Origin of the sequence: Pseudomonas sp. S150 (assembly GCF_004526365.1) — a bacterium.
GTDB lineage: Bacteria > Pseudomonadota > Gammaproteobacteria > Pseudomonadales > Pseudomonadaceae > Aquipseudomonas > Aquipseudomonas putida_A.
On record NZ_CP038207.1, the window covers coordinates 1,739,005 to 1,759,949 of the forward strand.

The 20,945-nt window shown below is 57.5% G+C and carries 16 protein-coding genes and 1 pseudogene; 4 read left to right on the plus strand and 13 right to left on the minus strand.

Going from position 1 to position 20,945, the window contains the following annotated elements; genetic code table 11:
* Positions 1 to 15: 15 nt before the first annotated feature.
* Positions 16 to 201: a hypothetical protein gene (locus tag E3Z29_RS07915; protein WP_003222012.1), complete on the plus strand. Its 186-nt coding sequence runs from the start codon at positions 16 to 18 to the stop codon at positions 199 to 201.
* Positions 202 to 250: 49 nt separating this feature from the next.
* On the opposite strand, the gene E3Z29_RS07920 is transcribed toward E3Z29_RS07915, so the two are convergent.
* On the minus strand, positions 251 to 763 hold the full coding sequence (locus E3Z29_RS07920) for a Bro-N domain-containing protein (RefSeq protein WP_134785513.1): 513 nt from the start codon (positions 761 to 763) through the stop codon (positions 251 to 253).
* A gap of 346 nt (positions 764 to 1,109) precedes the next feature.
* Here E3Z29_RS07920 and E3Z29_RS07925 point away from each other — a divergent pair, with 346 nt between their 5' ends.
* Positions 1,110 to 1,691 carry a ComF family protein gene (locus E3Z29_RS07925; protein WP_064120575.1) on the plus strand — a complete coding sequence of 194 codons (582 nt, stop codon included), beginning with the start codon at positions 1,110 to 1,112 and terminating at the stop codon, positions 1,689 to 1,691.
* Positions 1,692 to 1,696: 5 nt separating this feature from the next.
* Complete coding sequence (locus E3Z29_RS07930) at positions 1,697 to 2,254, plus strand: hypothetical protein (RefSeq protein WP_123587135.1); 558 nt, start codon at positions 1,697 to 1,699, stop codon at positions 2,252 to 2,254.
* Between the two features lie 58 nt (positions 2,255 to 2,312).
* Here E3Z29_RS07930 and E3Z29_RS07935 read toward each other — a convergent pair.
* The 8 genes and pseudogenes from E3Z29_RS07935 to E3Z29_RS07970 form a co-directional block, all read right to left on the minus strand.
* Positions 2,313 to 3,796: pseudogene (locus tag E3Z29_RS07935) on the minus strand (APC family permease).
* 219 nt (positions 3,797 to 4,015) lie between these two features.
* Positions 4,016 to 5,440 carry a gamma-aminobutyraldehyde dehydrogenase gene (locus tag E3Z29_RS07940; protein ID WP_097086388.1) on the minus strand — a complete coding sequence of 475 codons (1,425 nt, stop codon included), beginning with the start codon at positions 5,438 to 5,440 and terminating at the stop codon, positions 4,016 to 4,018.
* Between the two features lie 172 nt (positions 5,441 to 5,612).
* On the minus strand, positions 5,613 to 6,422 hold the full coding sequence (locus E3Z29_RS07945; RefSeq protein ID WP_098967399.1) for an ABC transporter permease: 810 nt from the start codon (positions 6,420 to 6,422) through the stop codon (positions 5,613 to 5,615).
* On the minus strand, positions 6,412 to 7,347 hold the full coding sequence (locus tag E3Z29_RS07950; RefSeq protein ID WP_097086391.1) for an ABC transporter permease: 936 nt from the start codon (positions 7,345 to 7,347) through the stop codon (positions 6,412 to 6,414). The genes E3Z29_RS07945 and E3Z29_RS07950 overlap by 11 nt, the downstream gene beginning before the upstream one ends.
* Position 7,348: 1 nt before the next feature.
* Positions 7,349 to 8,386, minus strand: coding sequence for an ABC transporter ATP-binding protein (locus E3Z29_RS07955; protein ID WP_134785514.1), 1,038 nt, complete (start codon positions 8,384 to 8,386; stop codon positions 7,349 to 7,351).
* Positions 8,387 to 8,637: 251 nt separating this feature from the next.
* Positions 8,638 to 9,789, minus strand: coding sequence for a putative ABC transporter substrate-binding protein YdcS (gene ydcS / locus E3Z29_RS07960; protein ID WP_096795797.1), 1,152 nt, complete (start codon positions 9,787 to 9,789; stop codon positions 8,638 to 8,640).
* An 85-nt stretch (positions 9,790 to 9,874) separates the two neighbouring features.
* Complete coding sequence (locus E3Z29_RS07965; RefSeq protein WP_134787552.1) at positions 9,875 to 11,332, minus strand: gamma-aminobutyraldehyde dehydrogenase; 1,458 nt, start codon at positions 11,330 to 11,332, stop codon at positions 9,875 to 9,877.
* 130 nt (positions 11,333 to 11,462) lie between these two features.
* Positions 11,463 to 12,377 (minus strand): LysR family transcriptional regulator, encoded by a 915-nt coding sequence (locus E3Z29_RS07970; RefSeq protein ID WP_007967749.1) that lies wholly within the window; start codon positions 12,375 to 12,377, stop codon positions 11,463 to 11,465.
* A 178-nt stretch (positions 12,378 to 12,555) separates the two neighbouring features.
* Here E3Z29_RS07970 and E3Z29_RS07975 point away from each other — a divergent pair, with 178 nt between their 5' ends.
* The gene (locus tag E3Z29_RS07975; protein ID WP_134785515.1) at positions 12,556 to 13,272 is read left to right on the plus strand and encodes a tellurite resistance TerB family protein; all 717 of its coding nucleotides are present in this window, start codon (positions 12,556 to 12,558) and stop codon (positions 13,270 to 13,272) included.
* Positions 13,273 to 13,281: 9 nt separating this feature from the next.
* Here E3Z29_RS07975 and E3Z29_RS07980 read toward each other — a convergent pair whose 3' ends face one another.
* The 4 genes from E3Z29_RS07980 to E3Z29_RS07995 all read right to left on the minus strand — a co-directional run bounded on the left by E3Z29_RS07980 (position 13,282) and on the right by E3Z29_RS07995 (position 20,511).
* A complete protein-coding gene (locus E3Z29_RS07980) occupies positions 13,282 to 13,953 on the minus strand; it encodes a hypothetical protein (RefSeq protein WP_134787553.1) in 672 nt (223 codons plus the stop codon).
* 551 nt (positions 13,954 to 14,504) lie between these two features.
* Complete coding sequence (locus E3Z29_RS07985) at positions 14,505 to 17,777, minus strand: hypothetical protein (RefSeq protein ID WP_134785516.1); 3,273 nt, start codon at positions 17,775 to 17,777, stop codon at positions 14,505 to 14,507.
* On the minus strand, positions 17,774 to 19,864 hold the full coding sequence (gene tssI / locus E3Z29_RS07990) for a type VI secretion system tip protein VgrG (protein WP_134785517.1): 2,091 nt from the start codon (positions 19,862 to 19,864) through the stop codon (positions 17,774 to 17,776). Before tssI ends, E3Z29_RS07985 begins: the two co-directional genes overlap by 4 nt.
* 131 nt (positions 19,865 to 19,995) lie before the next feature.
* Complete coding sequence (locus E3Z29_RS07995; RefSeq protein ID WP_134785518.1) at positions 19,996 to 20,511, minus strand: Hcp family type VI secretion system effector; 516 nt, start codon at positions 20,509 to 20,511, stop codon at positions 19,996 to 19,998.
* Positions 20,512 to 20,945 lie beyond the last annotated feature (434 nt).

Consider the following 20,945-nt stretch of genomic DNA (forward strand, 5'->3'; position numbering starts at 1 on the left):
TGAAGGACATCGTCCATGGCAAAAATACAAGGTATCGCCGAAATGCTCGGCATCTTCCCCTGCCTCGGCAGCGGCCGTAGAAGGCGTCGTTTGAGTTCTGAAGAGCTGAAGCTGGTGGAGCGTTATCGCGAGTTGTCGGAGAGTGACCGGATAGCGATGCGGTATCTGGTGGATGCGATGCGGAGTGTTTCGCGGTTTTGAGTGGAAATAAAAAGGGGCGGACTGAAAGGTCCGCCCTTTTTTATTTGGATCAGCTACACGTTCCCAGGACTGGATACGGCCGCTGGCCGCGCATCAACTCCGGCACATCCCGCCATTTGACCCACGCCTGCTGTTGCCAGTGCAGCAGCGGTACGGTAACGCCTGCCCAATGCATTGAGCTCAAGCTCGGGTGGTTTTCCACAGGGCTTGATTGAGTTTCGCGCAGCATCGGGATGACTTCATGGCTCAGCCATTGGCGCAGGTGTCGGTTTTCCGGGACGAAGTGATGGACGAGCAGGGCGAACAGGCCGGACTCGCTGACCATCGCGCAATCGATGATTTCGCCGTCCCGACGCAGGAGGACATGGCGACGCTGGTCGGGATCGAGTTTCAGGGTGAGGCGTTCGTTCAGGGGGTAACCCATCAAGCGACCGAGATCTTGCACGCAGAACCAGGCTTCGTGGTCTTGCATGAAGGCGTGGAGGAAGCGGTTGTGGCGGGTGAAGGCGGTGGGGGTGAAGAAAGCGGAGCTTTCAGAAGGAATTTGTACATGGTTAGGCATTTTTCGACTCCAATATTGAGAATAGAGCCGCCACTCAAATGAGTGCGGTCACGCCGTTTTGATATTTATTCCGGCTCCGACACCGGGCCGCTGATTTCGCCGCCGAGAGAAAGCCTATCGGCTAGCAACCTACGACGCCAAGTCGGTTCTATCGATACCTTCTGTAGGAAAGAGGATTTATAGCTGAGGGTCGTATCTGTAGGAAATGCCTGTTTTTGCATTGGCGCCAGCGAGACCGCCCCTCACCAGTGTTTTTTCCGTTATTTGTTTGAATATTGCGCATCGTTGCAGATGCCGGCCCGTCGTTTCAGGGCTCAAAGGATTGTGACGAATAAAGGAGAATTCAATGAAGGTATCTCTCAAGCAGATCAACGGCCCTTGGGATCAGGGCTGGGTGCTGGACAAACACATGGTAAGTAGTACCTTTCTTGGCAACGATGATCGCGGACACCCATGCTTCGATAATCAGCGTACTGAGATTGGTGAGGCGACCTACCAGCTCAAATACCAGAAGGATTGGACTCAGGTCAGTCCACTTGCCCAGGCAGTAGCGACAAATGTGTTCCCAAAACTGAACCAGGTCGGGTTTGTAGTGCCTATGCCCGCTTCAAATATTCGTCAGCGACAACCGGTGACTGAAGTTGCCCTGGCGTTGGGACGAATTATCGGTCGGCCGGTTTTCACGGATTTGCTTCGAAAAGCGACCACGGGAAAGTCGCTCAAGGATTTACATTCCAAAGCCGACAAGGTTGCCGCGATTGGAGACAGTTTCACTGTCAATGATGAAATCACCACCGATGGATGCTGGAATGTTTTGGTTGTAGATGATTTGTTTGATAGCGGAGCGTCGATGGACGCGGCCTGCGCTGTTCTGCGTAAATATCCGAAAGTAGGGAAAATTTATGTCGCAGCGCTAACTTGGAAGTGAATTCAATGACCACTGTATTTATTGCTGGCTCTATCAACATCAAGAACCTTGATCCGAAGGTTAAAGAGCGCATCAATAATATCGTCGCGTCAGATTTTGAGGTGGTGGTTGGGGATGCAGGTGGCGCCGATACCTCCATTCAGGAGTACCTGCTGAGTCTCGAACGATCCAAAACCACGGTGTTCTGCAGCGGTTCTGCTCCTAGGAATAATCTTGGACAGTGGCCCGCCAGAACAGTCGACTCCAAGCATTCCAAGGGGTCGAGAGCCTTCTTCACCGAGAAAGACGTCGTCATGGCCGAAGCAGCTGACTACGGTTTGATGATCTGGGACGCAAAGAGCACCGGCACGCTCAGCAACGTCATTGAACTGTTGTCGAGAAAGAAGAAGTCGCTTGTCTTCGTCAACAAGGAAAAGGAATTCAAAGTGGTCGGAGACGTCAGTCAGCTCGAAGAGTTGATTGCATTCATGTCCGATCACGCCAAGCAAAAAGCCAATGAAAAAATCAGGTTGTTCGATCGTATTTCGTTACTGAAGCACGATCAGGCAGAGCTTTCTTTTTGATGACTTTTCTCGTCTTTGCTGAACCCCGACACTTTGTCGGTGCCGGGGTCAGAAGCGCTTAGCGACTCACCTTCCAAGCATCCCCAGCCGGCGCCTTCCCATGGTCATACGGCTTGCCAATCCACATGTAAACCAGCCCCAGCCCAATCACGATCACCGTGCTCAACACCATCGCATAGTTCACGTACCACGCCGCATCCGGCGTGCGTGGCCAGGCCATGTTGATGATTGCGCCGACGCCATACACCAGCGCGCCGATGTTCACTGGCCAGCCCCACGCGCCGAGGGTGAATTTGCCGCTGGGTTTCCAGCCTTTCATACGCGCGTACAAAGCGGCCAGTACGATCATCTGGAATGCGAGGTAGATGCCGATGGCGGCGAAGCTGACGATGGTGGCCACGGCGTCTTGCAGGAAGAAGCCGAGGGCGATGATCAGGGCGCAGGACGCCGGACACGAACAGCGCGGCAACGGGCACCTGAGTTTTAGGAGAAATCTTTTTCAACAGTCGGCTGCCGATGACCATTTCATCGCGAGCGTAGGAGTACAGCAGACGACTCGCCGCAGCCTGCAGGCTGATGACGCAGGAGATGAAGGAAATCATTACCACGCCCATCACTACTTTCGAGCCGATCGGGCCGAAGGCGTTGTTGAGGAATGGTGGTGACCGGGTCCTTGTCGGTGCCGTTGATCACCGCTTGCATGTCCGGCACGGCGAGGATCAGCGCCAGGCAGGCGAACATCGCCGCGACGCCGCCGATGTAGATGGTCATGCGCATGGCCACCGGGATTTTTGCGCTGGGGTTCGGAGTTTCTTCGGCAACGTCGCCGCAGGCCTCGAAGCCGTAGTAGAGGAACATCCCGGCCAGCGAAGCGGTGAGGAACGCCGGCAGGTACGAGCCGTCGACGCGGATGTCGAAGGTGTTGAACAGCACGCTCAGAGGCTGGTGACGCTCGAAGATCAGCAGGTACACGCCGACGATTACCGCGCCGACCAGTTCGCAGAGGAAGCCGAACATGGCGATACGCGCCAGCACTTTGGTGCCGCTCAGATTGACCAGCGTGGCGAACAAGGTCAGCACCAGCGCGATGACGATGTTGGTGTTGTTGCTCGGCTCAAACCCGAGCATCGCCGCCAGATACGGGCCGGCACCGACGGCCACCGCCGCGATGGTCACGCACAGGGCGATGGAGTAGATCCAGCCGACCATCCACGCCCATTTCTTGCCGACCAGACGCCGCGCCCATGGATAAACGCCACCGGAAATCGGGAACTGCGAAACCACTTCGCCGAAGATCAGGCACACCAGCAACTGGCCGCAACCGACCAGTAGATAGGCCCAGAACATCGGTGGCCCACCGGCCGCGAGGCACAGGCCGAACAGGGTATAAACCCCCACGACCGGTGACAGATAGGTGAACCCTAAAGCGAAGTTTTCCCACAGGCTCATGCTGCGGTTGAAGTTCGAGGTGTAGCCGAGTTTGCGCAGTTGTTCGGCATCGCTGTCGGCAACGGCGGCCGAGAGTTCGGGTGAGGCACTCATGTGTTTTGCTCCGGGAAATCGGCAGATTTCGGATGGCCGAAGCCGTGGCGGGGCTTTGTGGGCGCCGCCCGGGTCGGTAGTTATTGTTTTGGAATCCTGGTGGTGCGTAATGCCGGTTTTCTTCCTGAAACCGAGGTGACGCCTTCGCGAGCAAGCCCGCTCCCACCTTGGAATGCGTCCCCCTGTTGGAGCGGGCTTGCTCGCGAAGCTTTTAAAGGCTTAGTGCTTGAACATCACATGCCGAACCGTGGTGTAGTCCTCCAGCCCATACATGGACATGTCCTTGCCGTAGCCGGACAATTTCTGACCGCCATGGGGCATTTCGCTGACGAGCATGAAGTGCGTGTTGACCCAGGTGCAGCCGTACTGCAACCGCGCCGACAAGCGATGCGCGCGTCCGACGTCCGCCGTCCACACCGAGGAGGCGAGGCCGTAGTCGGAGTCGTTGGCCCACTCCAGCGCCTGCGCTTCATCGGTGAACTTGGTTACTGACACCACCGGCCCGAACACTTCGCGGCGGACGATCTCGTCATCCTGTTGCGCGTCGGCCAGCACCGTCGGCTCGAAGAAGAAACCGTCGCCTTCCACAGCCTTGCCACCGGTGATCAAGCGAATGTGCGACTGTGCTACGGCGCGCTCGACGAACGCAGCGACGCGGTCGCGATGCTGCGCGGTGATCAGCGGCCCCAGTTCGGTCGATGGATCATCCTGCAAGCCGTACTTGATGCTGCTCACCGCCGCGCCGAGCTTCTCGACAAACTTGTCGTAAATGCCTTGCTGCGCATAGATCCGGCACGCGGCAGTGCAGTCCTGTCCGGCGTTGTAGAAACCGAAGGTGCGGATGCCTTCGACGGCGGCATCGATGTCGGCGTCGTCGAAGATGATCACCGGCGCCTTGCCACCCAGTTCCATGTGCATGCGTTTGACGCTGTCGGCGGTGCTGGAAATGATGTTCGAGCCAGTAGCGATCGAGCCGGTCAGCGAGACCATGCGCACTTTAGGATGCGTGACCAACGGGCTGCCGACGCTAGGACCGCGACCGAATACCAAATTGAGTACACCGGCCGGGAAGATTTCCGACGCCAGTTCGGCCAGACGCAACGCGGTCAGCGGGGTTTGTTCCGACGGCTTGAGCACCACGGTATTACCGGCAGCGAGGGCCGGGGCGATTTTCCAGGCGACCATCATCAACGGGTAGTTCCACGGCGCGATGGACGCGATCACTCCCACCGGGTCGCGGCGGATCATCGAGGTGTGGCCGGGCAGGTATTCGCCACCGGCCGAACCGCTCATGCAACGACTGGCGCCAGCGAAGAAACGGAACACGTCGGCAATCGCCGGGATCTCGTCGTTCAGTGCAGCGCTGTAGGGTTTGCCGCAGTTGTCGGATTCGAGTTTCGCCAGTTCCTCGCCGTGGGCTTCGATGGCGTCGGCGAGTTTGAGCAGCAGCAGTGAACGGTCTTTCGGTGTGGTTTGCGACCATTCGGCGAACGCGTTATCGGCGGCGCGCACGGCGGCATCGACCTGGGCCTCGGAGGCTTCGTTGATCTCCACCAGTATGCTGCCGAGCGCCGGGTTGAGCACCGGTTGGGCCGGGCCTTCGCCGTTGACCAGGTGGCCGTTGATCAAGAGTCTGGTTTGCATGTCTGTTGTCCTCTTCGAAGCAATTGTTATTTTTCTGAAGAAACCGGGATCCATTGTGGGAGCGGGCTTGCTCGCGAAAGCGGTGGGTCAGCCGACATCAATGCTGAATTTGATTGCCTCTTCGCGAGCAAGCCCGCTCCCACATTTCGATCCAGTTTCTTCAGTTATTCGGTTATTTCTCGCCACTGCCCGCGACACTCTCGCCACCCCGGGTCAGGTAATACGCGCCGAGAATCGGCAGCATGGTCACCATCATCACCAGCATGGCGACGACGTTGGTCACCGGCACATCCCGTGGGCGGCTGAGCTGGTTGAGCAGCCACAACGGCAACGTGCGCTCATGCCCGGCGGTGAACGTGGTGACGATGATTTCGTCGAACGACAGCGCAAAGGCGAGCATGCCGCCGGCCAACAGCGCCGAGCCGAGGTTCGGCAGGATGATGTAGCGGAAGGTCTGCCAGCCGTCGGCACCGAGGTCCATCGACGCCTCGATCAAACTGTGCGAAGTGCGGCGCAGGCGGGCGATGACGTTGTTGTAGACAATCACCACACAGAAGGTCGCGTGGCCGACGATGATGGTGAACATCCCCGGCTCGATCCCCAGTGTCTTGAACGTTGCCAGCAGCGCGATCCCGGTGATGATCCCCGGCAGCGCGATCGGCAAAATCAGCATCAGTGAAATGCCCTGCTTGCCGAAGAAATCGCGGCGGTACAACGCTGCCGAAGCCAGCGTACCGAGCACCATCGCGATCAACGTGGCGATGGCGGCAATCTGCAGCGAGAGCTTGATCGCCTCCAGCACATCCGGTCGCGAAAACGCCACGCTGAACCAGTGCAGGGTGAAGCCCTTCGGCGGAAAGCTGAACGCCGCTTCCTCGGTGTTGAAGGCGTAAAGAAAGATGATCAGGATCGGGAAGTGCAGAAACACCAACCCGCCCCAGGCGGCAATGCGCAGGCCCAGTGAAGCGCGCTCAGAGTGCATCGAAGGCCCCCAGACGTTTGACGATGGACAGGTAAACCGCGATCAGCACAATCGGCACCAACGTGAACGCTGCGGCCATCGGCATGTTGCCGATCGCACCTTGCTGCGCGTAGACCATGCTGCCGACGAAATAGCCCGGCGGTCCGACCAATTGCGGCACGATGAAATCGCCCAGGGTCAGCGAAAAGGTGAAGATCGAGCCGGCAGCAATTCCGGGAATCGACAGCGGCAGAATCACCTGCATGAAGGTCTGACGCGGCTTGGCGCCAAGGTCGGCGGAAGCCTGCAACAGCGATGGCGGCAGACGTTCCAGCGACGCTTGAATCGGCAGGATCATGAACGGTAGCCAGATGTAGACGAACACCATGAACCGCCCCAGATGCGAGGTCGACAGGGTGCTGCCGCCGACGCCGGGAATCCCCAGAATGAACTGCAACACCGGCTCCAGCCCCAGGTGCTGGACGAACCACTGCGCGACACCACCCTTGGCCAGCAGCAACGTCCAGGCGTAGGCCTTGACGATGTAACTGGCCCACATCGGCAGCATCACCGCGATGTAGAAAAACGCCTTGGTCTTGCCCGTGGTGTAGCGCGCCATGTAATAGGCAATCGGGAACGCGACGATGGCGCTGGCGATCGACACGACGATGGCCATGCTCAGCGTGCGCAGGATGATGTCGAAGTTGGACGGCTGGAACAGCGCGGCAAAATTCGCCAGCGTGAGGTCAGGGGTGACCGCCATGGTGAAGTCGTCAAAGGTGTAGAACCCCTGCCACAACAGCACCAGCAACGAGCCGAGGTAGATCGCGCCGAACCACAGCAACGGCGGCACCAGCAGCAGCGACAGATAAAGATTCGGCTTGCGATAGAGCAGGTTGGAAAACCGCCGCAACGGCGGTGCCTGGGTCATTGCGAGCGTGCTCATTTCAGACCCCGCTCGCGACGGTGTCATGCAGCGGGATCATCGCTTCCCGCGCCCAGCGTGCGCTCAGGCGTTGGCCGGTCTGGTGCTGCGCGCTGCTGTCGATCCACTGATTGTTGGCGTGGCTGATGCTCAGGGTCTGGCCGTTTTCCAGCGTCAGTTCATAGCGCGTGGCGCTGCCCTGATACTGGATGTCGTGGAGCAGACCGCTGACTTCGATTTCATGGCTGGCGAGCGGCCCTTCGGCAAAACGCACGTGCTCGGGGCGAATTGAAAACGGCTGCGGATGGCCGCTGAGCTGGCGCGCCAGATCGCCGCGAATCACGTTCGAGGTGCCGACGAATTCGGCGACGAAGGTGGTGGTCGGTTTCATGTACAGATTGCGCGGGGTGTCGACCTGTTCGATGCGGCCCTTATTGAACACCGCCACGCGGTCGGACATCGACAGTGCTTCGGTCTGATCGTGAGTGACGAAGATGAAAGTGATGCCGAGCTGGCGTTGCAGCTTCTTCAGTTCACTCTGCATCTGCTCGCGCAATTTCAGGTCGAGGGCGCCCAATGGCTCATCAAGCAACAGCACGCGCGGGCGATTGACCAAGGCGCGGGCGAGGGCGACACGCTGGCGCTGACCGCCGGACAACTGCACCGGTTTGCGTGCGCCGTAGCCACCGAGGGCGACCATGTCCAACGCCTCTTCGGCGCGCTTGTGGCGTTCGGTTTTGCTCACGCCTTTGACCTTCAAACCGTAGGCGACGTTGTCCAGCACGTTCATGTGCGGGAACAGTGCGTAATCCTGGAATACCGTGTTTACATCACGTTGATACGGCGGCAGACCGGCCGCTTCGGCGCCGTGAATGCGGATCGAGCCGGCGCTCGGTTGTTCGAAACCGGCGATCAGGCGCAGGCAGGTGGTCTTGCCCGAGCCGGAAGGGCCGAGCATGGAAAAGAACTCGCCGTCCTGGATGTCGATGGAAACCCGGTCAACGGCCTTCACCTCGCCGAACTGCCGGGAAACGTTGGTGAACTGGACTGCAAGCGTCATGGTGCGGTGCTCCAAAAAGGCGTGGGCTGTCGCAGCGGTCCTCGCCTGGACTTCTGAAAAAACTGAAACATCTAACGGTGAATGCGATCCGCTTTTAGCTCCCTCTCCCTCCGGGAGAGGGCGGGGGGTGAGGGTGGCCTCATTGGCCGTCGCCCTTCAATCAAGAGCAAAGTCAAAAGCCACCCCCTCACCCCAGCCCTCTCCCCCAGGGGGAGAGGCGGAAAGGGAGTTAGACCAAGTTGCTCTCGGGCTTACCTGCCGCCCATGATCGCGATGTAGTCCTGAGTCCAGCGGCTATAAGGCACAAACTTGCCGCCCTCGGCCTGCGGGGTTTTCCAGAAGGCGATCTTGTCGAACTGGTCGAAGCCATTGGTCTTGCAACCCTCGGCGCCGAGCAGTTCGCTCTCCTTGCACGCCGCGGGCACGGCTGGCAGCGAACCGAACCACGCCGCCACGTCACCCTGGACTTTCGGCTGCAGTGACCAGTCCATCCACTTGTAGGCGCAGTTCGGGTGCTTGGCCTCGGCGTGCAGCATGGTGGTGTCGGCCCAACCGGTGGCGCCTTCTTTCGGAATGGTCGAAGCGATCGGCTGTTTCTCGTTGATCAGGCCGTTGACCTGATACGGCCACGCGCTCGACGCCACCACGCCTTCGTTCTTGAAGTCGCTCATCTGTACAGTGGTGTCGTGCCAGTAACGGTGAATCAACGGCTGCTGCGCGCGCAGCAGATCGAGCACGGCTTTGTACTGCGCTTCGGTGAGTTGATACGGATCCTTGATCCCCAGCTCAGGTTTGGCGGTCTTCAGGTACAGCGCCGCGTCGGCGATGTAGATCGGGCCGTCATAGGCCTGCACGCGGCCCTTGTTCGGTTTGCCGTCGGGGAAATTCTGCGCGTCGAACAGTACGTTCCAGCTGGTCGGCGGCGTCTTGAACACGTTGGTGTTGTACATCAGCACGTTCGGACCCCACTGATACGGGGTGCCGTAGGTCTGGTTGTTGACCACGTACCACGGCGCATCTTTCAGCCGTGGGTCGAGGGTTTTCCAGTTCGGGATCAACGCGGTGTTGATCGGTTGCACACGCTTGCCGACGATCAGGCGCAACGAGGCATCGCCCGAAGCGGTGACCAGATCGTAACCACCCTTGGCCATCAGGCTGACCATCTCGTCGGAGGTCGCGGCGGTCTTGACGTTGACCTTGCAGCCGGTTTCTTTCTCGAAACCGCTCACCCAGTCGTAAGCCTTGTCGCTCTCGCCACGTTCGATGTAGCCCGGCCAGGCCACGATATCCAGCTGACCCTCGCCGGCGCCGACCGCCTTCAGCGGCTCGGCAGCTTGCAGGCTGGCGCTGGCCAGCAAGGCTGTAGTGATTGCACTGAGCAGTGCGGTCTTGTGCACGAACATGGTTGAACCCTCTTCTTTAAATTATGGTCGGGGCAGTTGTGAACGCGGTGAAGCCATGCCGTTTTGCGGCTTGTTATTAGCGTAGTCAGAGATGCTGGCCGTGGCGGGCCATGATGTGCCGCACCACGCTGTAGTCCTGCAGCGAATCACTGGATAAGTCTTTGCCGTATCCGGAGCGTTTCAGCCCGCCGTGGGGCATTTCGCTGACCAGCATGAAGTGGCTGTTGATCCAGGTGCAGCCGTACTGCAAACGGGCGGCTACCTGCATTGCCTTGTCCAGATTCTGCGTCCACACCGACGAGGCGAGGCCGTATTCGGAGTCGTTGGCCCAGTCCACGGCTTGCGCGAGTTCGTCGAAGCGGGTCACGGTGACCACCGGGCCGAACACTTCGCGCTGGACGATTTCATCAGTCTGCTTGCAACCGGCCAGCAACGTCGGCTGGTAGAAGAACCCGGCGCCGGAATGCACCGCCGCGCCGGTCACGCGCTCGATGTGCGGCTGGCCGAGCGCACGCTCCACGAAACTGGCCACGCGGTCGCGCTGGCGGGTGCTGATCAGCGGGCCGATCTCGTTGTCGGCATCGCGCTTGCCGGCGAAGCGCAGGCTGCTGACCGCTGCGCCGAGTTCGGCGACCAGTTTGTCGTGAATGCCTGTTTGCGCGTAGATCCGGCACGCGGCGGTGCAGTCCTGCCCGGCGTTGTAGTAACCGTAGGTGCGCACGCCGTCGACCACCGCTTGAATATCCGCGTCGTTGCAGACGATCACCGGGGCCTTGCCGCCGAGTTCCAGGTGTGTGCGTTTGAGGGTTTTCGCTGCAGCCTGGAGAATCTTCTGCCCGGTGACGATATCGCCGGTCAGCGAGACCATGCGCACCTTGGCGTGCCCGACCAGATGGCTGCCGACGCCTTCACCGCCGCCGCAGATGATGTTGATCACCCCGCGCGGCAGGATCTCGGCGAGTGCTGGCGCCAGTGCGAGGATCGACAGCGGTGTGTGTTCGGATGGCTTGAACACCAGCGTATTGCCGGCGGCGAGGGCCGGGGCGATTTTCCACGCGGCCATCATGATCGGGTAGTTCCACGGCGCAATCGACGCCACCACGCCAATCGGATCGCGACGCACCATGCTGGTGTAACCCGGCAGGTACTCGCCACTGAGCTGACCGGTCTGGCAGCGCACGGCACCAGCGAAGAAGCGGAACACGTCGACGGTGGCGGTCAGATCGTCCTGCCGCGCCAGGTGCAGCGGCTTGCCGCAGTTCAGCGCTTCGAGGCGAGCGAGGTAATCGGCGTGTTTTTCAACGGCGTTGGCGATGTCCAGCAGCAGGTTGGAACGTTGTTGCGGCGTGGTGCGCGACCATTCGCCAAAAGCGCGATGGGCGGCGAGGATCGCGGTTTCGACCTGCTCGGTGCTGGCCTCGGCGATGTGGGTGAGGATTTCACCGCTGGCCGGGTTGAGGATCGGTTCGACAAAACCCTGCCCGGCGACCAGTTCGCCGTCGATCAACAACGCGGTACACATCGGGGTCTGCACGCCAGCCATTTTCCGCGATCTCTTTTCTTGTGTGGTCATTGTGGCTCCCGTGCCCGGGAGCCGACCGTCTTATAGATGCAGCAAGACTAGTGCGCGGCTCCGAGGCCGACAAATTCTAAATACTGAAGGTGGCATTCGATTAAATAGATGGCTTGCGTCCGCCGTGCGGTTGTTCGCGGGCCACGGTCAAAAACGGGTCGACCAGAGCGGGACGTGCAGTACCGCGGCGCCAGGCCAGTCCGACGTCGAGGGTCTGGTTGAGGTCGGCGATCGGCCGCGCTTCAATGATGTCGCCTTCAAGTGACCATGGGCGGTAAGTCATGTCCGGCTGGATCGACACACCCAAACCCGCCGCCACCAGACTTCGCACGGCTTCGGTAGAGGCGGTGCGCAGAGTAATCTTCGGTTGCAGCCCGGCGCCGCGCCAAAGCCTTTGGGCGTTGCGATCCATTTCATCAACATTCAGTTGAATCAGCGGTTCGCGAGCGACGTCGGCGAGGTTGATGCTGTCGTGTTCCAGCAGCGGATGCTGGGCCGGCAGCCACAGACGATGCGGCGAGTGAGTCAGCACTTCGGTCTGCAGGGCGTGGCGGTCTTCGAGGTTGGAGAGAATCAGCACGCCGACATCGATCTCGCCGCTGACCAGCAAATGCTCGATGTACGGCCGCTCGTCCTCCATCACGCGAATCTCGACGTTGGGATAGGCACGCTGGAACCGGGTCAGCAAATCGGCGAGGTAATAACCGGCGACCAGGCTGGTTACGCCGACGATCAACTGTCCGGCGACCTGATCGGTGCTCTGTTGCAGGCTGCGCTTGGCGTTATCCACCGTGGCCAGAATCAGGTGCGCCTGCCGCAGGAACTGGTGGCCCTGGTGAGTCAGGGTCATGCCCTTGGCGTGGCGGCTGAACAGGCTGACGCCGATTTCCTCTTCCAGTTGCTGAATCGCCAGGGTCAGGGTCGATTGGGAAATGAACGCGGTTTGCGCTGCGGCGGAAATCGAGCCGGTCTCGGCCACCGCGATGAAGTGACGGATCTGACGCAGGGTCATCATGAGGGGGGGTACCCGGTGGGCGGTTTTTATAGATTGGCCTGAGTGTATATCTATTTTCGCGAAGGGCCTGCGCCTGCTGAGCAACATCTGGAAGCACACTTGCGGGCAGGGCCGGGGCACTTTCGAACTAGGCTGAGGGCCTGATAGATCCGGATAACCCCAGTTTTGGAGGCGGAATATGAACACCCGTGGATTGCTCGATCAACTACTCAAGTCTGGCCAGGATCTTTTGCAGAACAAGGCCGGTGGCGCGCAGAACAAACCCGCGGCTGGCGGGCTGGGCGGTTTGCTGGGTGGGTCTTCAGGCTCCGGTGCGCTGGGCGGCCTGCTCTCGGGGGCAGGCGGTGGTGCTCTGGCGGCCGGGGCCATGGGCCTGCTGCTCGGCAGCAAAAAGGCGCGAAAGGTCGGCGGCAAAGTTGCGGTCTACGGTGGCCTCGCTGCCCTTGGTGTGCTGGCCTATAAGGCTTACGGCAACTGGAACGCCCAGAAAGGCACCGCCCCACAAACCGAACCGCAAACCCTGGATCGTCTGCCACCGGCGCAAGCCGAGCAGCACAGCCAGGCGATTCTCAAAGCACTGGTCGCCGCCGCCAAGGCTGACGGTCACATCGATGACCGCGAACGCCAGTTGATCGAGGGCGAATTCACCCGACTCGACAACGATCAGGAACTGCAACACTGGCTGCACGCCGAACTTAACAAACCCCTCGACCCCACCGACGTCGCCCGTGCTGCGAGTACGCCAGAAATGGCGGCGGAGATGTACATCGCCAGTGTGATGCTGGTGGACGAGGAGAGCTTTATGGAGAAGAGCTACCTGGATGAACTGGCGAAGCAGTTGAAGCTGGAGCCGGGGTTGAAGGTGGAGCTGGAGAAGCAGGTGCGACAGTTGTGAATTGATACCTCATCCAGGCCGATGAACATCATCAAAATCATCGGCCTTCGGAGTAGCAACGATACCTTTCGCTTCTTGAGCGCGGTAATACGCCTCAATCGTCAACAATGGATCGATACGCGCTTTGACAATGCAAGCTTCCTTTTGCCATGGATACTCATGTAACTGCTTGGACAGAGTCTTCAGACCACCTGTGATCCATCCCTTTTCCGACTGATCCCTCCATCGTCTTGGGTTGCGGCCTGTTTTCACATCGTAGGCTGCAGTTACGGGATCAAGATGGCGGCTTTGCTCAAGCACAGGCAAGTCGGGCAATGGCTGCGTTACATCCATGTAGCGCTGCAGGCAGTCCCAGAAAGCGAGTGCGTTGGCCTGATCCAGCCCGAGCGAGTGAACCTTGGTGGCCAAGCAAATTTTATTATCCGTATAGCGGTGATTTAACCACAGCGCATAGTCATGGGAGCCGAAGCCATTAGGAAGCAGCTGAAGCACTGGGTCGAACTCTTCAAACGGGGCAACGAATAACTTTCGGAAACGCCTTTTGAACCTGAGCATGCCGTCAGTTCGATTGAATTCGCTGCCATCGTGTGTGCTGATTTTGCTATGAATCCACAGCAGTGCGTCGGTACCAAGGGACGCTACGAAATACAGAAAGGCGCCCGCCCATAGGGCGATACACATAGAGTTTGCACTGAATAATGAGTCTTTTATCCAATAGGTAGCAATTGCACCGGCTACAAATCCCAATATTTGCATGTGGTGAAGAAATTTATTTCCCGTCATGAATAACACGAGAGAGGAGAGCATCAAAATGGCAGTTGAAATACCAATGATCGCTCCTCCTGCGGTGCCAGGGTTGCCATATCCTAACTCTGTGCCTATAGAACCAAAGACCCCCAAAACCCAAGGCGCCCAGATGAACGAATAGCTGATGAGCTTAAGTACGAAGAAAAAATGGGTGGCTTTGCTGGCGTTCTGAAACTTCCAGCGTTCATGACTGCAATAGGATTCTATAACGTTATCGATTTTTTTATCCGAGTCAGAGAGTCTGATCGCTTCAAGTTGAGAGCTGACTTCCACCTCCGGTTCTAAATTGGCGTAATTGCCAAATGCGAGATGAGTGTTAAACATTCCGGTCCGGTTTGCATCTTCCCGCCAGCGAGGTGGTGGCAAAGGTTTTTTGCTATCGCTTCGATATGCTCCAATCGTATAAGTCGTATCTCTTTCTGTAATCATACTTTAGACTCGATTATCTCAATCTGCCAATAAGCTGGTGCGTCCTCGGCTGGAATTTTATCCGAAGGTGTTTGGCGATCTTTAGAAGTAAATGCTTTCCATTTTTTTGGGCTAGGTTGAGGCAGCACTAAAATATCTTCTGTTTCGTTAACGCTGAGTTCAAATTGCGCGCTGATTTTAAGCCCCTCCGTCATGTCGAAGCTATAGCGTTGCAGTGGATTAAGGTGCACGACGGGAAGGCTAGGTGACAGAATGTACAGTACACTGGTCGCATCGAGTGGTAAGGCAGAGATCTTTGGATTCGTCGCCGGTACACGGTGATACCGTTTGACCGCTAATAATCCAGACTTCTCTAATTTGCTTTGGAATTCTTGTACGATCAATCGGAACTTTTTATCATTTTCAAATATTGCGAGTAGAGGCGAGCTCAAAACTACAGCCCAGTCATTGTCATTCAGCAGTTGCTTTTCAGGAAGCACGCATTCCAGTGCCGAGTCAGGCTTTTTTGACCGATTGTTATCTGCGTTTTGTAATGCGATTCGATGAGCCGCTGGCGCCTTTTTGCGCCATTGCGATAAGCGCTCAACAAATATCTGGGGTCTCCCGATGATGCCCAGAAGTTGCTGATAAGCTATTTTCTGGTCTTTTAAATGGGTAAAAATATCACTCTTGCCAATGAGGCTGTCCAACATTCCTGCCTCGGCAAATTGAATCCCAAAAGGGCCTTTTTTTACGATTATTTCAGTATCGCTGTCAGTGAATATATTCGCAGCAATTGTGCCGCCGATAGTCATTAACACGCCAGCGAGCAAGATGTATGGATTTACAACCAGACCTAATCCATAAGCGCCCCACAAGCCGCTGCCAACTGCAACAACTCCATACGCTGCGGCGGCATCAGTATCGCCCTGACTGAAGGATCGGTAACTGTCCCATCCGCCCAGTACCGCACCTCCAAGGGTTGCGATACCGCCTACCGAACGAAGTAATGGTAGTTTTGAACTGCCCGTCTGGTTTTTTAGATTCTTTGCCCAGTTTGTGGAGATTTTCGCTATGTCAAATCGCGGCTTGGTTAACTTTTGCTCCATCGTTGAACCGAGTAGTAGCTTGCTGTGGCTTCCCAGCGCTGCAGATAAATCCAGTGTTGCGCTGGCTATCCCTGCGCTTCCTCGAAGGGTCTCATCACTACTGTTGAGGTCTTTATAGGCTTTTATCTGTGCCCAAATATTATATGTTGCAAACGCAACCATGAGTGTTGGTATTGTTTTGTTTTTCTCTAAAGCTTGCGTAGCTGAACTCATTTGTACGCGAAAGGCGCTGTAACTTGCCAGGTCCGGGTGGTCCTTGGGTATTGCAATTACGGTTAAGTTACGCAGGCTTGGTCGTGAGGAGGCGCCGATTCGTGGACTTGTGCTACCTAAAATTCCACCTGATTGATTATGCAACGTCGCATAGCGATAACTTTTTCTGGTTAGTGCCTGACGTTCGACTTCAGTGATTCCACCGCGCAAACCAGCGCCTTGTACACCAATAACAACATAATCCTGTGCGAGCGCTTGGCCTTGTTGCATCAGTTTTATAGTTGCTACTTTTGGCAGTAGCACTGAGAGTGTAGAAAATGCGGGCGTGAATATACGATCAAGCTGAATTTTTGAGGCGTTTTGAGATAGTCGGCCAATTTGCGCGACTACACTTGCGCCAAAGTTATCGAATAAGTCAGCGAGAAAATAAACGAAACCCTTCCCCGCACTTGGCTGATCCACTGCTCCGGTCAACGTGGATGTCAGGATCAAAGTACTCAGCCCGGTCAATGCTGGGTCGGGCGCTTGGGCTGTTTTTCGAAGTTTGATAATTCGTTTTATCGTCTCTGGAAGCTGTTCCTGGTTTTTTGCTAATAACAGTGAGCCAAGCGGGTGCTCACCTTTCAATATGGCCTCGCAAATGCGATTTGCGGACGTAGTAATCTCTTTGTATCCTTCACCGGTATACATTGCATCGCAACGATCAGGTAACTGATTGAGCGCCTCAAGTATTTCGGTCATTAAACTGTAAGGCTCTAAGAGGCCCTCATCATTTCTATAGCACCAGTCAAGAAGGACTGTATGCACTTTTCTGTCAGTTATTTCAATAAGGCGAGCCAGTCTTGCGGCCAATTGCTCTCGACATTTTTTTCGCTCCTCTTCAAATACGACACTCTGCAATTTGGGCAAATCGACCTTGTCTTTTAAGTCGGCCAATGGCCCTTCGAGCGTGCTGTACAAAACCTGAGCATATTGTCCATGTTGCTGATGGGGAACAAGAGCATTCAGAGTCTGCAGATAATCAACACATTCGCGAATTTGCGTCGTCGCGTGGCGCACTTCGTATAGCGGATCGTCGAGAATCATCCCAATCAGATGCGGGTAACCACGCAGTCCGTTTTGGGTCAGCAAATCCTCTCCAGCCTCCAGGGTCGGTAGAGCCGGCGGTGGCGCGTGTTTTATTTTTTGAGCGAGCTCTTCTTTGCGCTTTTGCAGCTTCACGATTAGCGCATCGGGTTTGAAGGCTGCGAAGTCCGGCGTGAACTGTGCAGGATCTTCCATAGCCGCTTCAATGCTGAAGTCGCGTGAACGTAGACCTTTGGTCAGTTTTGCGATCGGTGTCGCGGGGTGAATTGATGTGGGTTTCCAGATCGTCGTCTCACCCGCTGTTGCTGCCCAGGCGGAGGCCATATTTTGGCTGCGGGCCCTTATTCGGCTCGGGTCTTCTTCCAGCCAGGTGATGTATTCCCACGTCCAGGAAACTTCACTAAAAGCCATGCTGAATTGTCGACCCAAAAAGCGGCCGTCGAGCATCATCGGTACCAGGATCAACTGCTGATTGACGCCTACTGGCTCACGTTTATCGGCGTTGCCTTTTTGATCCGCCACTTTTCGCCAGTGGACCAGGTCGACTTCGGCCAGCTGCCCTTTACCATCAGTAACGAGTTCACGCCAAACCTTGTTGTTTTGGAACACATAGACGCGACCCACCCGCGGCACGCCGCCCTGCAGCGTTTCATTGAGCTTGTCGTGGCCGGGCAGGCGGGCCAGAGGTGTGACTGCAAGCACAATATTTTTCTGGAACCTGTCCAGTTCTTCAGTGGTTTTCGCGTCCACCATGACGGGAATCTGCAGGTGCCCGCCGTCGATACGTTCTACGTTAAGCACCAGCCGGTATTTTTGATCATTCTCGTAGTCGACCTTCTTACGCGTTCCTTCGTTAATGGACTTGTCCTTGAACTCACTCATGCCTTGTCCTCTGGCCCCAGCAATTGCAATTGGCTGCCTGATTCGGGATCGCCCCACACATCGACGATGAGGGCCTCTTTACCTTTTTCGCTGGTATTTCTCGCGGCGGGTTTATTTAGCGGTGCGTTGCCCAGGAGTTGTCCGACCGGCGCGGTATCTGCTGGCTTGGGTGGCACTGGCAGTGCCGCTGCAGCTCCCGTCCCGCTAACTGGACTGCCGCCGGAGTTCATGTCTATCACCGGGCCGCTCAGTGTAACGCCACTGGCGTCGATCTTGATGAAGCTGCCGCCGCCAATCAGGGTCAGTTCGCTACCGGCTTCCATTACGATTTTGGTGCCACTATCAAGATGAATCTCTTGGCCAGCGTCGATGAACTGGCCGGTGCCGATCTTGATGTGCTGGTTCACGCCCACGGTCAGGTGGTCGTTGGCGCGGGCTTCGACTTTGCGGTCTTCGTAGACGGTGTGATGTTCTTCGGCTTTGAATTCCGTGTAGCTGTTCTGCTCGACGGTGTCGTGGCGTTCGTTGCCGACGCGGATCTTCTGATCGTGCTCGATGTTCTCGTCCCAGTCGCGCTGGGCGTGGAGGAAGATCTGCTCCTGACCTTTCTTGTCTTCGATGCGCAGTTCGTTGTAACCGCCGCCCCCCATCGAGCTCAGGGTCTTGAAGGTGCTACGGGTCTTGTTTGCCGGCAGCTCATACGGGACGGTGTTTTCCTTGTGGTACAGGCAGCCGCTGATCAGCGGTTGATCGGGGTCGCCCTCAAGGAAGGTGACCAGCACTTCCATGCCGATGCGCGGGATGGCGATGCCGCCGTACTGGGCGCCGGCCCAGGCGCTGGAGACGCGCAGCCAGCAACTGGTTTTGTCGTCGGCCTGGCCTTCGCGGTCCCAGTGGAATTGCACTTTGACCCGACCGTACTGGTCGCAGTGAATCTCTTCACCTTTGGGGCCGGTGACCACGGCGCTCTGGCTGCCGAGGATGCGCGGTTTCGGGTGGCGCAACGGTGGTCGGTTGGGTACGTCCCACGGCGTTGCCTGGAAGCGGTTGCGATAGCCCTGATGGAAATCATCTTTGAGGGCGGTGGTGTCGCTGGTCACCGACTCTTCCAGCACTTGCGGCTGCTTGCCTTCGTGGAGGACTTCGGTGAGCAGCCACAGGTCGTTCCACTTGGCCTTCGGGTGCTCGGTCAGGGCGAGGAAGTGGCCGCTGACCAGCAGCGGCTGATCGCTCTTGCCTTCGGCGAGCTGGAAGTCGCTGCGGTGGCGTTCGAGGGCGCGTTTGGCCAGGTGTTTGCCGCGCTCGCGGTCGATGAACCGGCCCGGGTAATCGTAGTCTTCGAGGTCGGGAAGGGCGTCGCCGCGGTTTTCGCTTTCCAGGGTCAGGCGCGGTTTTTCGAAGTCGTAATCGCGGCGCGTGGTGCGGCTGGTACGGGTTTCCAGGCGCAGGTCGAAACGCTTGATCACCGGGTTACTGGCGACCATGCCGGAGTCTTGCTGATAGGCCACAGGCTGGAGTTTCGGGAACACCGTCTGGTCATCGCCGAACACCAGCTTGTGCGCCGTGGCGCTGTGCTGGAAGTGGTAGTGGATACCTTCTTCCTCGCACAGGCGCTGGATGAAATGCAGGTCCGATTCATCGTATTGCACGCAGTAGATGCGCTCGGGATAGATCGAACCGGTCTTGAATTCGTAGGCGTTGCTTTGAATGCCGTGCTCTTCAAGAACCATGCCGATGATTTTCGGCACTGTGAGGTTCTGGAAGATCCGCTGGTTGACGCGATGCGCCAGGTACGACAGTTGCGGGCGCAGGGTTACCGAATAACGGGTCAGGCGCTTGCCGGAATCGCCTTGCGCGGCGCGGTAGATCTGGCCGTGGATGCCGCTGCCATCGGGCGACAGCTGCAGAAAGGCCGGTTTGTGCAGCAGGGTTTCGAGGTCCAGCGACGGCTGCTCACTGACCAGCTCCACCTCGAACACAAAAGGCTGGCTGATGGCTTCCCGGCCGGTCAGGGTGAATACCTGAAAATCGGCGGAGAGCCCTTCGATGGTCAGGGCAAAGTGGGTTTCATTGGCCGGCGCGAACATCCCTTGTTCCTCGTGCTGTACAGCGGCGTTCGTCGACAACCGCAAGGCGGTTCAACGCACGCGAAATTCTGGAGGGGCGTAAACAACATCGACCAGCAGGGCTGGTCGATGCTTGTAACGATCAGCCGTAATTAAACGACTGGAGCACGCCAGTCATCGGAACCCGAAGTACCGGATACTTCGTGGGTCCAGGTGATTTTGCGGTAGGTGAACTGCACTTCTTCCAGGTGGGTGAAGTGCGAGTTGTCTGGATCCTGGCAGTTGTGCATTTTGTTGTTGATGGCGACGATGATCGCGTCTTCCAGTTTGGTGGTGTAGTAGTGCTCTTGAGTACCTTGAGCCGAAGTACGGTACCACTGGATAACGATTTCGCTCATGCGCTCGCCGGAGGTCAGAGCAGCTTGCAGCAGAGGCGAAGCCTTGTCGTAGACCTTGGTGATGATCACTGGCTTGTGCACGCGCTGACCGGTTGGCTGACCGGATTGTGGGTCACGCGGGATGATCACGTCGTGGCTGAAAGCCTGAACCATGACCTGGTCTTCGTGGCCTTCCTGGTAGGTGTTGCCAACGGAGTCGGCGGTGAAGGCGCCGGCAGTGATCAGGCCTTGTTTTTCGCCGGTAACCGACATGTACGCTGGTGTTGCCATGGGGTGCTCTCCTTGCGGATAAATTTAGGGTGCCCGGGAGGCGAAATCGCCCGGTGGGTGCCTGACTGTTATCAAGGAGCGTGCCAGGTTTGCCAAAGACTCCGTGATCCGGGGGTTAAACTGCTCTAAAGGTCATGTTTTAAGATGTTTCATGCCAAAAAAAGGCGAAAAGTGCGCAACTTCTTGCGCAGTGGTGTGCAAGAAGTTGCGCACTCGGCTACAGGCTCCGGCACACGGGCTCTGTAGCAATTCGAGTAGCGAAAAAACGCGATCAAGTGCGCAAGAAGTTGCGCATAAAGGCGCATTGCCATTATTTGGCGAGATGTCGAGGGCGCAAATGACCGATCCAGCGCCCCTTTTTGCCATTCCATCACTGGCACGCCAGCCCCGGATTGTCGGACAGTCCCACCCCAGAGCCTTCCCGCGAACCAAGT

Coding starts and splice junctions, on each gene's coding strand:
- E3Z29_RS07915 (WP_003222012.1), top strand. CDS start 16: ATGGCAAAAATACAAGGTATCGCCGAAATGCTCGGCATCTTCCCCTGC.
- E3Z29_RS07920 (WP_134785513.1), bottom strand. CDS start 763: ATGCCTAACCATGTACAAATTCCTTCTGAAAGCTCCGCTTTCTTCACC.
- E3Z29_RS07925 (WP_064120575.1), top strand. CDS start 1,110: ATGAAGGTATCTCTCAAGCAGATCAACGGCCCTTGGGATCAGGGCTGG.
- E3Z29_RS07930 (WP_123587135.1), top strand. CDS start 1,697: ATGACCACTGTATTTATTGCTGGCTCTATCAACATCAAGAACCTTGAT.
- E3Z29_RS07940 (WP_097086388.1), bottom strand. CDS start 5,440: ATGCAAACCAGACTCTTGATCAACGGCCACCTGGTCAACGGCGAAGGC.
- E3Z29_RS07945 (WP_098967399.1), bottom strand. CDS start 6,422: ATGCACTCTGAGCGCGCTTCACTGGGCCTGCGCATTGCCGCCTGGGGC.
- E3Z29_RS07950 (WP_097086391.1), bottom strand. CDS start 7,347: ATGAGCACGCTCGCAATGACCCAGGCACCGCCGTTGCGGCGGTTTTCC.
- E3Z29_RS07955 (WP_134785514.1), bottom strand. CDS start 8,386: ATGACGCTTGCAGTCCAGTTCACCAACGTTTCCCGGCAGTTCGGCGAG.
- ydcS (WP_096795797.1), bottom strand. CDS start 9,789: ATGTTCGTGCACAAGACCGCACTGCTCAGTGCAATCACTACAGCCTTG.
- E3Z29_RS07965 (WP_134787552.1), bottom strand. CDS start 11,332: ATGGCTGGCGTGCAGACCCCGATGTGTACCGCGTTGTTGATCGACGGC.
- E3Z29_RS07970 (WP_007967749.1), bottom strand. CDS start 12,377: ATGATGACCCTGCGTCAGATCCGTCACTTCATCGCGGTGGCCGAGACC.
- E3Z29_RS07975 (WP_134785515.1), top strand. CDS start 12,556: ATGAACACCCGTGGATTGCTCGATCAACTACTCAAGTCTGGCCAGGAT.
- E3Z29_RS07980 (WP_134787553.1), bottom strand. CDS start 13,953: ATGTGTATCGCCCTATGGGCGGGCGCCTTTCTGTATTTCGTAGCGTCC.
- E3Z29_RS07985 (WP_134785516.1), bottom strand. CDS start 17,777: ATGAGTGAGTTCAAGGACAAGTCCATTAACGAAGGAACGCGTAAGAAG.
- tssI (WP_134785517.1), bottom strand. CDS start 19,864: ATGTTCGCGCCGGCCAATGAAACCCACTTTGCCCTGACCATCGAAGGG.
- E3Z29_RS07995 (WP_134785518.1), bottom strand. CDS start 20,511: ATGGCAACACCAGCGTACATGTCGGTTACCGGCGAAAAACAAGGCCTG.